Source organism: Bacillus sp. HY001 (genome assembly GCF_007558965.1).
Lineage (GTDB): Bacteria > Bacillota > Bacilli > Bacillales > Bacillaceae_G > Bacillus_A > Bacillus_A mobilis.
This window is the reverse complement of record NZ_VLTE01000028.1, coordinates 138,677-150,866: the sequence shown is the minus strand read 5'-3', so window position 1 is coordinate 150,866 and position 12,190 is coordinate 138,677. Positions and strand designations below refer to the sequence as shown.

General features: G+C 32.3%; 14 protein-coding genes. 9 read left to right on the top strand and 5 right to left on the bottom strand.

The window, feature by feature from the left end; genetic code table 11:
• Positions 1-13: 13 nt before the first annotated feature.
• The 3 genes from FOT98_RS14490 (at position 14) to FOT98_RS14480 (ending at position 2,506) form a co-directional block, all read left to right on the top strand.
• Entirely contained in the window at positions 14-643 is a 630-nt protein-coding gene (locus FOT98_RS14490) for an immunity protein Imm33 domain-containing protein (protein WP_063261104.1), read from the top strand.
• 61 nt (positions 644-704) lie between these two features.
• Positions 705-1,520: an Imm26 family immunity protein gene (locus tag FOT98_RS14485; RefSeq protein ID WP_063261103.1), complete on the top strand. Its 816-nt coding sequence runs from the start codon at positions 705-707 to the stop codon at positions 1,518-1,520.
• A 119-nt stretch (positions 1,521-1,639) separates the two neighbouring features.
• Positions 1,640-2,506: an MBL fold metallo-hydrolase gene (locus FOT98_RS14480; RefSeq protein ID WP_063261102.1), complete on the top strand. Its 867-nt coding sequence runs from the start codon at positions 1,640-1,642 to the stop codon at positions 2,504-2,506.
• A 163-nt stretch (positions 2,507-2,669) separates the two neighbouring features.
• On the opposite strand, the gene FOT98_RS14475 is transcribed toward FOT98_RS14480, so the two are convergent.
• Together FOT98_RS14475 and FOT98_RS14470 are read right to left on the bottom strand one after the other, a co-directional pair.
• A complete protein-coding gene (locus FOT98_RS14475; protein ID WP_063261101.1) occupies positions 2,670-3,611 on the bottom strand; it encodes a nucleoside hydrolase in 942 nt (313 codons plus the stop codon).
• A 32-nt stretch (positions 3,612-3,643) separates the two neighbouring features.
• On the bottom strand, positions 3,644-4,246 hold the full coding sequence (locus FOT98_RS14470) for a DUF2441 domain-containing protein (protein ID WP_063261100.1): 603 nt from the start codon (positions 4,244-4,246) through the stop codon (positions 3,644-3,646).
• Positions 4,247-4,462: 216 nt separating this feature from the next.
• Here FOT98_RS14470 and FOT98_RS14465 point away from each other — a divergent pair, with 216 nt between their 5' ends.
• The 4 genes from FOT98_RS14465 (at position 4,463) to FOT98_RS14450 (ending at position 6,750) form a co-directional block, all read left to right on the top strand.
• A complete protein-coding gene (locus tag FOT98_RS14465; RefSeq protein WP_061679075.1) occupies positions 4,463-4,948 on the top strand; it encodes a DUF2798 domain-containing protein in 486 nt (161 codons plus the stop codon).
• 174 nt (positions 4,949-5,122) lie between these two features.
• Positions 5,123-5,548 (top strand): DMT family transporter, encoded by a 426-nt coding sequence (locus FOT98_RS14460; protein ID WP_063261099.1) that lies wholly within the window; start codon positions 5,123-5,125, stop codon positions 5,546-5,548.
• Between the two features lie 19 nt (positions 5,549-5,567).
• Entirely contained in the window at positions 5,568-6,263 is a 696-nt protein-coding gene (locus FOT98_RS14455) for a Crp/Fnr family transcriptional regulator (protein WP_063261098.1), read from the top strand.
• A 16-nt stretch (positions 6,264-6,279) separates the two neighbouring features.
• Positions 6,280-6,750: a DMT family transporter gene (locus FOT98_RS14450; RefSeq protein WP_063261097.1), complete on the top strand. Its 471-nt coding sequence runs from the start codon at positions 6,280-6,282 to the stop codon at positions 6,748-6,750.
• A gap of 111 nt (positions 6,751-6,861) precedes the next feature.
• On the opposite strand, the gene FOT98_RS14445 is transcribed toward FOT98_RS14450, so the two are convergent.
• Together FOT98_RS14445 and FOT98_RS14440 are read right to left on the bottom strand one after the other, a co-directional pair.
• Entirely contained in the window at positions 6,862-7,686 is an 825-nt protein-coding gene (locus FOT98_RS14445) for a class I SAM-dependent methyltransferase (protein ID WP_063261096.1), read from the bottom strand.
• Positions 7,687-7,723: 37 nt separating this feature from the next.
• Positions 7,724-8,164 carry a MarR family winged helix-turn-helix transcriptional regulator gene (locus FOT98_RS14440; RefSeq protein WP_063261095.1) on the bottom strand — a complete coding sequence of 147 codons (441 nt, stop codon included), beginning with the start codon at positions 8,162-8,164 and terminating at the stop codon, positions 7,724-7,726.
• 527 nt (positions 8,165-8,691) lie between these two features.
• On the opposite strand from FOT98_RS14440, the gene FOT98_RS14435 reads away from it, so the two are divergent.
• Positions 8,692-9,099 carry a GNAT family N-acetyltransferase gene (locus tag FOT98_RS14435; protein ID WP_063261094.1) on the top strand — a complete coding sequence of 136 codons (408 nt, stop codon included), beginning with the start codon at positions 8,692-8,694 and terminating at the stop codon, positions 9,097-9,099.
• A gap of 100 nt (positions 9,100-9,199) precedes the next feature.
• Here the strand turns inward: FOT98_RS14435 and FOT98_RS14430 are convergent, their stop codons facing one another.
• Positions 9,200-9,817, bottom strand: coding sequence for a TetR/AcrR family transcriptional regulator (locus tag FOT98_RS14430; protein ID WP_063261093.1), 618 nt, complete (start codon positions 9,815-9,817; stop codon positions 9,200-9,202).
• A 121-nt stretch (positions 9,818-9,938) separates the two neighbouring features.
• Between FOT98_RS14430 and FOT98_RS14425 the strand changes: the two genes are divergently transcribed.
• Complete coding sequence (locus tag FOT98_RS14425; RefSeq protein WP_063261092.1) at positions 9,939-12,170, top strand: MMPL family transporter; 2,232 nt, start codon at positions 9,939-9,941, stop codon at positions 12,168-12,170.
• The last annotated feature ends 20 nt before the right edge of the window (positions 12,171-12,190 follow it).

Below are 12,190 nucleotides of genomic sequence, written 5' to 3'. Positions count from 1 at the left end.
AGGAGAGAAAAAGATGACTTGGTACTTAGATAATGTTTATGAAATAAATAAAGAAGCGCCTTATACATTCTATCTTCCTAGCCCAGAAGTGTTGGAGAAATTAAAGGTGGGAGATTTGGTAAAGCTAATTTTTGTATCTAAAAATGAGGAAGAAGATGGGTTTCACGGTGAAAGAATGTGGGTTGAAATCACTGAAAGAAATGAGAAAAAGTTTGTAGGGGAACTGGATAATGATCCGTATTGTTTAGATTTAAAAATAGGTGATACAATTTCATTTGGAACCGAAAATATATGTGATACAGAATATGATGATCCAGCTTCAAGTGATTGGGATTTCTATTTTGATACGAAGGTAATTGTTAGTGATGATGTACTTGAAAAAAGAGAATTTAACTTTATGCTTAGAGATAATTCAACAGCAGAGGACGATCCAGGTTGGTCAATTTTAAGTGGCTATGAAAGTGATGACTATGTAAATGATCCTAAAAATTTTCAAATTATTTCAATTGGAGTTATTTTGAATATAGATAATTCTATTTTAAACTTTCTTGAGGAACCACCTTTATGTGCATATGAAAGAAATGATGAAGGTAGATTCTATAAAATTGAAGACTATGATTGGGATGCATATTTAAATGGATAGGAGAAGGTACTACGTATTAAAGAAAATCAGTAATTATTATTTTTGAGCGGGTGAATTATACATGATTGTCTCATTAGGTAAAATAAATATTTTTCTTCCAGATGCTACAACCTCATACTTTTTTATTACGGAGGACTTGGCAGGGATATTAAAAGTTGAAAAAAACTATGATGCATTAAAACAGTTTCGTAAAATACTTAGGAATGAAATAGAAAAAGATTTATACAAGCGTATTGATTTTAGTCAAGATTCTAGTGAGGTAGTAATTCGTACAACTAATGCATTTACTATACTAAAGATTGCTGTAATTATTAATGGATTAATAAATGAAACGATTTCAGAAGTAGAAATTACAGAAGCTGAACATAAACTTCTTTCTCACAAACGTCCTAAAAAGCAAAAGTGGAACGTGGGAGACATATTTTTATTGAATCTTAGAGATGATACATATGCATTTGGGCAGGTATTACGGAAGTCATATGGTAGTCCAGTTTGTGGATTGTTTAATTTGAATACGGAGACTATCCCAACTGTAGCAAAGATTTCAAATCATCCTTTTATCTCTGTATTAACATTGCTTTCAAGTTCATTAGATAAGGGTGATTGGAAGGTAGTAGGGAATATAGATATTAAGATTAATATAGACGAAATCCCTTGGCAACATAGCGGACTTGGTGTTGCTGGCTCGATGAGTTATAGTGATGGTACACTTCTTGAGTTAGCAAATGCGTATTACGGACTTATGCCTTGGAATGTGTATTATAAAGAAGATTATTTTGATGAAATTTTATTATCTCCATTCAAACGACCTAACATTGCCAAAGTATTATCACGAATAGAAAGAGAACATTATAGAAACGAAAAAAATTGGAACTAAAACGATAATCTATTCTGTCCTTTGATTATTATCCCGTTTTTCGCAATAACACTAGCAACCTATCGAGTGGCATACATATATTTGTTTAAACTGATTATCGATAAATGGAGGAGCTAATTATGCAGCAAATTAAAAAAATAGGAAACTCATTTTGGTATATGACACCTGTTTCTGAAACAGATAGACCTATATTAGGAATGGTCGTTGGCCAAGAAAAAACTTTAATGATTGATGCAGGGAATTCAGAAGAGCATGCACAATTATTTTTAGAAATGCTAGAAGAACAGAATGTATCAAGCCCTGACTTCGTAGCATTAACGCATTGGCACTGGGATCATATTTTTGGATTGTCTGTACTACAAGATGCACTGTCTATTTCGCATACTGAAACGAAAAAAGAAATGCAGTCACTAGTATCTTATGAATGGACAGATGAAGCGTTGGACGCACGCGTAAAAGAGGGTACTGAAATTGCATTTTGTGCGGATTGCATCAAAAAAGAGTTTGAAGAAAAATCGAGAAATATTAAAATTATTCCTCCGGCCTTAACATTTCAGGATCAAATTGAATTAGATCTTGGTGAAGTGACATGCGTGTTAAAACATGTCGGCGGAGATCATGCGCATGATTCAGTTGTTATTTACGTGAAAGAAGAAAAGATATTATTTTTAGGAGACTGTATATATGCAGATATCTTTTCTTCAAAATGGAACTATACGACGAAACGAACGTTTAAATTAATCGAAGAGTTGGAGCTATTTGATGCTGAAACCTATATTCTTTCTCATGGGACAGCTATAAGTCGGGCTGAGTTTTTACAAGAAATGCATTTGTTAAAAACAGTGGGAACTTATACAGAAATTCATAAAGGCGATGAAGAGAGAATAAAGGCAGCGTATAAACTAGACATAGATAGAGAATTAAATGAAGATGAATTAGAAACAATAACGTTTTTTGTAAATGGTTATGAAATGAATAATCAGTAAGACACTATATAAATCAAATATAATTAAACTGCATAAAAAGAGTATTGAAAGTTGATTCAATACTCTTTTCAATGGTTAAATAGCTGGTTTCAACCAATTTCTAAATATGGGGTTCAAAGTATGAAGTGATGTCACTCTATTTATTTTTCGCATAGATAGTGGTTTAAGTAGAAGCTTTCTTCGCTAATTCAGTTATATAGCTAAAAAATGCATTGTGGTGTACATCGAATACTACATTTACTGGTCGTCCATCAACAGTTTCCACTGTACGCCCCTGGCTAGGTCCATATGTATGAACAATACTATTAATTGTTTGTGATTTTGCAAGGTCAGATTTCCCGACAAGGGCAGCAGTTAATACATCCCACAAATAGTAAGTAGAGTTAGTTGAGAAATGAACGAGGGGAGGAACCATTGCATAACATTGACCAAGGAAATCAATACCAATATATTTTCTCTCTTTTGCCCAACGTTCACGTATGTCTATAGTTAACGGAACTTGGTTTGTACTTTCTAGTGTCACTAAGTTAATTTTAATTTTTGATCCCCAAACACGAGCTACTGCTTCAGGGTCCCAAAACGAATTCCATTCAGCTGTTCCATCATGTTCTGGTTCATGTACATTGCCGGCAGTACGAAATGTTCCTCCCATCCAAACAAGGCGCTCAATTTTTTCTTCGATTATAGGTGCTTCATATAGTGCACGCGCTAAATCGGTAAGCGGACCTGTAAATAATAAAGTTGTTTTCTCTTCAGTTTGTAGTAGGGTTTCAATTAAGTGGTGATGTGCAGGTTTTGCCGCTATAGGTGTTACAACTTTTCCAGACTCATTTAAAATTGGTAAAGCATCTACATAAAATGCATGCATCCGCCAGTCTTTTGGAAATGGATTTTTCGCACGGGAATTTGATGCAGCTACTTCAATATTTCCTTTGCCGAAGCGATCAATAATTTTGCGACTTGCAGACATTGCTGGTTCTAAATAGCAATCTGCAGGGATAACTGAAACACCTGTAAGCTTGACATTATCCATCTGGAGTAATAAAAATAGTGAAATTAAATCATCTACACCACCATCATGATTGAAGTACACTTTTTTCCCCATTATAATCTCCATCCTATACGTTTAGTTTGGAATTAGATATGAATTGCAGAAAAATCATCAATAATTTCCACCACTTCAATTTTTCCATTGATCAGTAACTCAGGAAGTTCATTACTAACGTTTCCTCTCCAATACCCTCTAGCTTGTTCAATTTTTTGAGAAAAAGGAATACCATCTTCTTTCGGTAAAAGATTTCCGTCACCTTCAAAACAATGTCCAATTACTCGTAGTTTAACGATCTGTAAAACTTCTCGATTGTAAGAATCAAATAATGCTTTCCATTTTAAAGTATCTTCATAGCTCTTTGCAGCATATAAACAAGATAATCGGGAAGGGTATTCAGGGAATTCTTGTAGTCTTACCATTTCTACAATCGTTTCTCTAACCGCTCTAATTGTTTGATCCATATAATTCATAACTACTTTAGCGTTTTCATTCTTTATAAGTAATCCTTCATTTGTATAATGTTCTTTTAAAATTTGCATAGTATCTTGACCGTTAGAATTTAAATGTTCTCTTTCAAAAAAGAAATGAAAGAGGGTATTCGTTTGATTTTTTTCGAAATGAATGATTTGTCCCATCTTCATTTTTTTCCTTGTTACGATGTGATATGCGTAAAACTCTTGTTTATTCATGGTTATCCTCCTAGTAGTAACTATCAGGTATTACAAAGTTAAATTTAATAATTCAACATTGAGATATATAAAACCTTCATAAATAAAAGTAAGAATTTGAGCAGTAAGTAAAGAAAATATGATAACGCTTTAAATTTGTTCACAAAATGTTCACTTACGAAGAGGTTTCCACAATCGATATAATGACAAAGACTTAAACAGAAAGGATGATAGAAATTGCCAACTACAAGAAAGGAAAACCTCCAGTTTGGTATGATGATGTGCCTTGGGATGGTTATTGTAATGACGTTTTATAATTTAATACTGAACGGAATAGGAGGACCAATTCATATTAAGGAGATCGCATTAGAACTACTAATCGGATTCATTATTGCACTATTAATTGAAATATGTATCGTTGGGCCTTGTGCGAAAAAACTTGTATTTGCGTTACCGTTTGATAAATCGAATAAAGTAAATATTATTATTGCGATGGCGACAGCTATGGTAATTGGAATGGTTTTCTTTATGTCTTTTTACGGAATGGCTATGATGTATTTACATGGTGGTCTACAAGGAGACTCGTTTATTTCAATGTATTTTTCAATTTTTATTAAAAATTTCATTATGGCGTATCCATTACAATTAATAATTATGGGGCCGCTTGTGCGTTTCTTATTTGGAAAGTTTGTTATGAAGAATAAACCTGTTAATGTAGCGTAGTTAAAATTATTTAAATTATATATATTAATAAAAAAACACACATCAAATATTTTGAGGTGTGTTTTTTTATGTTCATCCGCAATTATTTTCATATGGATGTGACATTTGTCCTTTTGCCTTTATAGGATTATAGCGTTTAATTAAGTCAGAAATAGAAGGTTAGGAGATGATTTTTTGAAAGGTATTGTATTTGCTGTTTTAGCTGGCGTATTTATTACACTTCAAGGCACATTTAATGCGAAACTTAGTTCACATATTGGTATATGGTCGACGAGTATTATTACGCATTTTATTGGATTCCTTATTGCAACAACAATATTTTTGTTAAAGAAAGAAGAGAAAATAGCGGAATTAAAGGATGTGAAAAAAATATATTTAGTAGCTGGTGCACTTGGCGGGTTAATTATTTGTGCAGAAACAATAGCGATACATTCAATGGGAGTTACATTAACAGCTGGGACACTTATGGTTGCTCAATTGTTAACAGCAACTTTTATTGAGATGAAAGGATTATTTCAAATGAAAAAGATACAGATGGAGAGATATCATATTGTGGGAACAATAGTAATGATTATAGGTATCGTTGTATTTAATATGTAAATGAAAGGAGGAAATGAAAGTGGAGAATAAATCAGATTTAATTACACATTATTTAGAAATTAATAAAATGCTTGAAATTTTTTCAGAAATAGATACAGCTTATTTTCAAGTGAATTATTTTGAAAAAGGCGAGCTTCTTTGCAATATAGATGACGAAATGGATCATTTATTTTTTGTTGTTAAAGGTAAAGTAAAAGTTTATACGATTACATCAGAGGGAAAGAAACTGATCCTTCGTTTTATCAATCCATTGGCGGTTGTTGGTGATATTGAATTCATACAAAATAGCAAAGCGCATAATGCTGTTGAAACTTGTTCAGAGGTTATAGCAATCTCCATTTCTCATACGATTATTAGAAACAAGTTATTACATGATCCTATATTTATGAACTTCTTACTTGCAAACATTGCGAACACATTAAAAATATCGACTCGTTTTACAGCTCTTAATTTACTTTATCCAGTAGAAGTACGTGTCGCTAGTTATTTACTTTCTATTTCCACTGACAGTAACGGGAATATGTATAAAGAGGATTTGGATGCGACTTCTGTATCAAGTATTGCGGATTTTATAGGAGTAAGTTATCGGCACGTAATTCGGGTGTTACAAAAATTTTATAAAGAAAAATTAATTGAAAAGAAAAATGGAATTATTGTAATTAAAGATTTTTTTAGAATGAAGGAAGTTGCTAAAAATAATATATATGAGCAATGAATAGGGGAGAGGGAATATGATTGGATTTAGTTTAGCTATAATAGCTGGCGTATTCATTAGCTTACAATCTGTTTTTAATGCAAAGGTAAATGAAAATGTAGGGCAGTGGTTAACAACAGCATGTGTTCTTGGAATAGGTCTCATAAGTTCTATTCTATTTTATATCATTACAGAAAACAGTATTAGCATTAAAGTGTATACTACAAATTATTTGTTTTATGTAAGTGGATTGTTTGGCATCGGGTTAATTATTTGTATCATGGGTGCAATAAAGAGTTTAGGTCCAGCGTATACGGTGTTAATTAGCCTTATTACTCAATTAGTTGTTGCGTTATGTATTGATACATTCGGATTATTTGGAATGGAGAGCATTCCATTGCAAATAAATAAATTAGTTGGGATAGGTCTATTAATTATGGGGATAGGAATTTTTAAAAATCTATTTTCGAGTAAAAAAGCTATTCTTATAAAGGAGGGTAAGAAGTAATGAATATATTTTTGTGAAGAGTTTACATCTATACAATACAATTATAAGTCAGTAACTAAAGCGGTTGAAAAATAAGTGAAGAAGACCTTGAAAACTTAAGGTCTCCTTTACTTATTTTCTATTGAACCGCACATGAACAAACTTCAACATCTTTATTAAGTTTACAATTCGCATCATAATGCGCGTACTACCATCCCAATCTTTATTTGTAGGTATATTTTTAAAGAAAGGAGAGCAGCTTAATACTTTTATGTTTGAAGACCATTTTTCTAGTGTCTTTGGATTATTTATATAAAAATACATTAGGGCGCCATTATTACCTGATTTTTTGACTGTAGCATTTGAAAGATTCAGTGCGAATTTTGATTCAGCGTCAAAGTATAATTCGCCTCCAGGGAAACGTTTTGACATAGCGACTATGATTTTCTTCAAATCCTCTTCTTTAAAGTAATAAAACACGCCAGCTGATATAAAAAGAATACCGTCGTTTGGATTATATTTTATATCGTCAAACCAAGAAGTATCAAAAAATGATTTAGCGACGCTCATGTTTCTTGGTGTATCTTCAATTAATGTTTTTCGAAATGAAATAGCATCGGGCAAATCAAGATTATACCAATGTATCGTACCATTATCAATTCTAGAAAAAGTAGTGTCTAGTCCAGAACCGATATTTACAATAGTAGCATTTGGATGTTTTATAATGAATTTTTTTATCGTATCATCAATTTTTCGTGCGCGAGTAATGTATGTGATACATCCGTATTCACCAAATGTATTTGCTATTGTTGAGAAGTCAAAATCACATTCTTTAATAATACGAATAGCCTCTGGATCATCTAAAATATCTTTATTGCTCTCACTGCCATACGCCCGTCCCCAAAGAGGAATAAGCATCGTACCTTGTACTGAATGTATATCTATTTCTTTAACCATGAAACATCCTCCGTGTAATGAAAAATTATTTGTATTTTTAATCGTTATTTAGCATTTTTGAGAGCAGTTTATTTGTTTTATACAATCCGTAAGTTAAATCACGTTGCTCTTCTTCGCTTAGTTTCTCAAGATTATGAGTGAAATTATTATATATTTGTTTCCATCTCTCATAATGTACCTTTTCAGCTTTTTCTGTCAGAGAAATGAGTACAGCTCTTTTGTCTACCGTATCTTGTTTTTTTATAATATATCCGTTTAGTTCTAAATTACGAACTGTTACGCTTAATTGTTGTTTAGGGATGTTTAAATAACTAGCAATCATTTTTAAATTTACAGGCACCTTTTGTTGTGCGATATATTCCACTACGTGTTGCTCTATATGTGTAAATTCAGATGATTTTTCCGATAATAATTTGAAAGTACCTGACATATTTAATAACAAATTCATGTATTCGTTTAATAATTCGTTTTGGGTCATCATTTTCGCTTCCTTTATGCATTTAGTAATTATTTTATTACTATTTTAATGATAAATCAAATGATTTAATTATTTTTAGTAAATTAAAGTTTACTAAAAGTTTGTTTTTCAACTATACGAATTGAAATAGAAGAGCAGAAGCGATGCTTTTAGGAGAGGAGAGTATGACCGGAAAGGAAATATTACTAAATACAAATAAGTAATGCATGCAATGTCTTTTTCAGTTATTATGTTGTAAATAATTTTATGTTAAAATCTTTTACATAATGAAATAAAGGGGTAGTATTCTATGGGTTATTTCTCAAACAGTTTATTAGTTTTGTTTGTCCTGATCGTTTGTAGTTGTATGATTTTTGGTTAATAATATAATGATAGATTTATATAAAAGAAGTTAACTGAGGTGAAGTTAACTTCTTTTTATTTTATGATAAGAAGGAATTATATTGTTCTTATGGAAGTTTGTTTAAGTTAATTTCATATTAAGGCTAATTTTATGCAGTACAAACGAGAAAATAAGGAGTATTCACATGAATAATAGTATAAATTACACAATGAAACACCCGACAGATTTCAATGGATTATTAGCGTTATATGAATCTTTAGGATGGAATTCGCTTCAATTAACGGTTAACGAGTTAGAACAAATGTGTAAACAAAGTTGGTATGCAATGTATGCTTTTGATGATAAGAAATTAGTAGGGATGGGGCGTATTATATCAGATGGTGTAATTACGGGTGTTATTTGTGGTGTTTGTGTATTGCCAGAGTATCAGTCCATAGGTATCGGAAAAGAAATAGTAAAGCGATTAGTCCGGCACTGTGAACAAAACAAGGTTATTCCCCAACTTATGTGTGTGGAAAAATTGCAATCTTATTATGAATCTATAGGATTTGACGCATTTTCTGTTGGAATGACAAAACATATAATAAGATAGTGTGGCTTCTTCTTTTTGGTTTATTTATATATTTTTTAATAAAAGAGCATGTTTGAAAAAATTCAAACATGCTCTTTTATTAAAGTAAATTAGTTTAATATTAATGACCTAATCCGTTTCGATAAAAAGAAACAATTTCTTGTGCTAATTCATCTATATTTGCAAGAATAGGATTGTGATTTTCATCTTTAAAATCCCCAATTGATAATAAAGATACGAAAGCATGAGCAGCAAATGTAGCGTTTCCTTTCGGGATTTCTCCAATTTTCATTGCATTATCAAGTGCTTTTTCCAATACTTCATACATGCTATCTTCAGCGTCTTTTAATTCTTTCAATTGCTCTTCAGATAATGATAGTTTTGCATCTTTCATAAAATTCTTCATATCAATATCCATCGTTGCGTGTAAGTAGACTTTAGCGAAGTCCAATAATCTGTCTTCCAAGTTTTTATTTGTAGAGAGTATTTGGTGCATATTCTCTCGTATACGTATCATCATTTGAAGCATAGTAGCGGTAAATAAAGCAGCTTTTGTTGAATAGTAGTAGTAGACGGTTGCTTTCGTCACACCACAAACTTTTGCAACTTCATCCATAGAAACAACTTGATAATTTTGAGTAAGAAATAACCGAGTTGCAACTTCTAAAATCATTTCTTTTTTAGATTTTGTATTTTTATTTTGACGAGGCCTTCCGAGAGGACGTTGTTTTTGTTCCAAATCCATTCGCTCCTGACATGTATTGTTGAAATAATTATAACATAATTTTTAATCATTCTTGATTAATTAACCGACCAGTATATATAATTAATATTGGAGGAAAAAAGGAAGGTGGGTTTTTATGAAAAAGCACCCGTTACATATGTTAGGGAGGCTTGTAGCAGGGAAGAATACACAATGGATAACTTTATCGGTATGGATTCTTATTACGTTAGTACTTTCATTTACGTTACCACAAGTAAACAGTACGAAAGAACCGAATCCGAAAAATTTACCTGAAACAGCTATGTCGCAGCAAGCGGAAGCACTTATGAAAAAAGAGTTCCCGAATAATGCAGGAAACCCTTTGTTAGTAGTATGGTATAGAGATGGTGGATTACAGTCACAGGATTATAAACTCATACAAGATGTTTATAAAGTGTTAAAAGCTAGTCCTTTAAAAGAACAATCAACATTACCGCCATTTGATACAATTCCGGAACAAGTATTATCAAAAAGTGCATCAAAAGATGGTACATCATTTGTTACACCAGTATTCTTTAATAAGTCGGCTGGAACAGATACATTAAAAGGAAATCTTGATGATTTAAGAAACATAGTGAATAGTAAGGTCGATGAAGATCCATTTAAACGAAAAATAAGTGACTCTGGTTTACATGTTAGACTATCTGGACCTGTAGGTATTCAAACGGATGCAGTTAGTTTATTTAGTCAAGCAGATGTGAAATTATTAATTGCTACTGTATTACTCGTATTAGTCCTATTAATTTTACTGTACCGTTCACCAATTTTAGCAATTTTACCTTTACTTGTTGTTGGCTTTGCATACGGTATTATTAGTCCTACACTTGGTTTTTTAGCTGATCACGGATGGATTAAAGTAGATGCCCAAGCGATATCAATTATGACAGTATTATTGTTTGGTGCTGGAACGGATTATTGTCTATTTTTAATTTCGAGATATCGAGAGTATTTGTTAGAAGAAGAAAATAAATATAAGGCGCTGCAACTCGCAATGAAAGCTTCTGGCGGAGCAATTATAATGAGTGCGTTAACTGTTGTACTTGGATTAGGAACATTATTACTTGCTCATTATGGTGCCTTTCATCGATTTGCAGTACCATTTAGTGTTGCTGTATTCATAATGGGAATTGCTGCTTTAACAATTTTACCAGCGTTATTATTAATTTTCGGTAGAGCTGCATTCTTCCCATTTATACCGAGAACAACTTCGATGAATGAGGAATTGGCAAGAAAGAAAAAGAAAGTAGTAAAAGTTAAAAAATCAAAAGGTGCCTTTAGTAAAAAACTTGGAGATGTTGTAGTACGAAGACCGTGGACAATAATTATGCTCACTGTATTTGTATTAGGTGGATTGGCTTCATTTGTACCACGTATTCAATACACATATGACTTACTAGAATCGTTTCCTAAAGATATGCCTTCCCGCGAAGGATTTACGTTAATTAGTGATCATTTCTCAGCGGGTGAACTAGCGCCAGTAAAAGTTGTTGTTGATTCGAAGGGAAAAGAGCTTCCTATTAAAGAAGAACTAGAGAAATATTCTTTCGTAAAAACTGTGAAAGACCCAAAAGAGGGTAAAGAAAATAAGCAAATACAAATGTATGAGGTTTCTTTAGCTGAAAATCCATACTCAATTGAAGCGTTAGATCAAATCCCTAAATTGAAAAACAGTGTAGAAAAAGTATTAAAAAATGCAGAGATTAGTAATGCTGAAGATCAATTGTGGATTGGCGGAGAAACGGCGTCATTATACGATACAAAGCAAATTACAGAACGTGATGAAGCAGTTATCATTCCAGTAATGATTAGTATTATAGCTTTATTATTACTTGTTTACTTACGATCAATTGTCGCGATGATTTATTTAATTGTAACTGTTGTTTTATCGTTCTTCTCAGCATTAGGCGCAGGATGGATATTACTTCACTTCGGTATGGGAGCGCCGGCTATTCAAGGTGCGATACCGTTGTATGCATTCGTATTTTTAGTTGCTTTAGGTGAAGATTATAATATTTTTATGGTTTCAGAAATATGGAAAAACAGAAAGACACAAAATCACCTGGATGCAGTAAAAAATGGCGTTATACAAACAGGTAGTGTCATTACATCCGCAGGTTTAATTTTAGCAGGAACTTTTGCAGTATTAGGTACACTGCCAATTCAAGTTCTAGTTCAATTTGGTATTGTAACTGCAATTGGAGTATTACTAGATACGTTTATCGTAAGACCGTTACTTGTACCAGCAATTACAGTTGTTCTAGGACGCTTTGCTTTTTGGCCAGGAAAGCTTTCAAGAAAGAGTGAAGAAGTACAAAAGGTGGATGCATAGTTAAGAAAGCCAAGGATATG

Coding starts and splice junctions, on each gene's coding strand:
- FOT98_RS14490 (WP_063261104.1), top strand. CDS start 14: ATGACTTGGTACTTAGATAATGTTTATGAAATAAATAAAGAAGCGCCT.
- FOT98_RS14485 (WP_063261103.1), top strand. CDS start 705: ATGATTGTCTCATTAGGTAAAATAAATATTTTTCTTCCAGATGCTACA.
- FOT98_RS14480 (WP_063261102.1), top strand. CDS start 1,640: ATGCAGCAAATTAAAAAAATAGGAAACTCATTTTGGTATATGACACCT.
- FOT98_RS14475 (WP_063261101.1), bottom strand. CDS start 3,611: ATGGGGAAAAAAGTGTACTTCAATCATGATGGTGGTGTAGATGATTTA.
- FOT98_RS14470 (WP_063261100.1), bottom strand. CDS start 4,246: ATGAATAAACAAGAGTTTTACGCATATCACATCGTAACAAGGAAAAAA.
- FOT98_RS14450 (WP_063261097.1), top strand. CDS start 6,280: ATGATTGGATTTAGTTTAGCTATAATAGCTGGCGTATTCATTAGCTTA.
- FOT98_RS14445 (WP_063261096.1), bottom strand. CDS start 7,686: ATGGTTAAAGAAATAGATATACATTCAGTACAAGGTACGATGCTTATT.
- FOT98_RS14440 (WP_063261095.1), bottom strand. CDS start 8,164: ATGACCCAAAACGAATTATTAAACGAATACATGAATTTGTTATTAAAT.
- FOT98_RS14435 (WP_063261094.1), top strand. CDS start 8,692: ATGAATAATAGTATAAATTACACAATGAAACACCCGACAGATTTCAAT.
- FOT98_RS14425 (WP_063261092.1), top strand. CDS start 9,939: ATGAAAAAGCACCCGTTACATATGTTAGGGAGGCTTGTAGCAGGGAAG.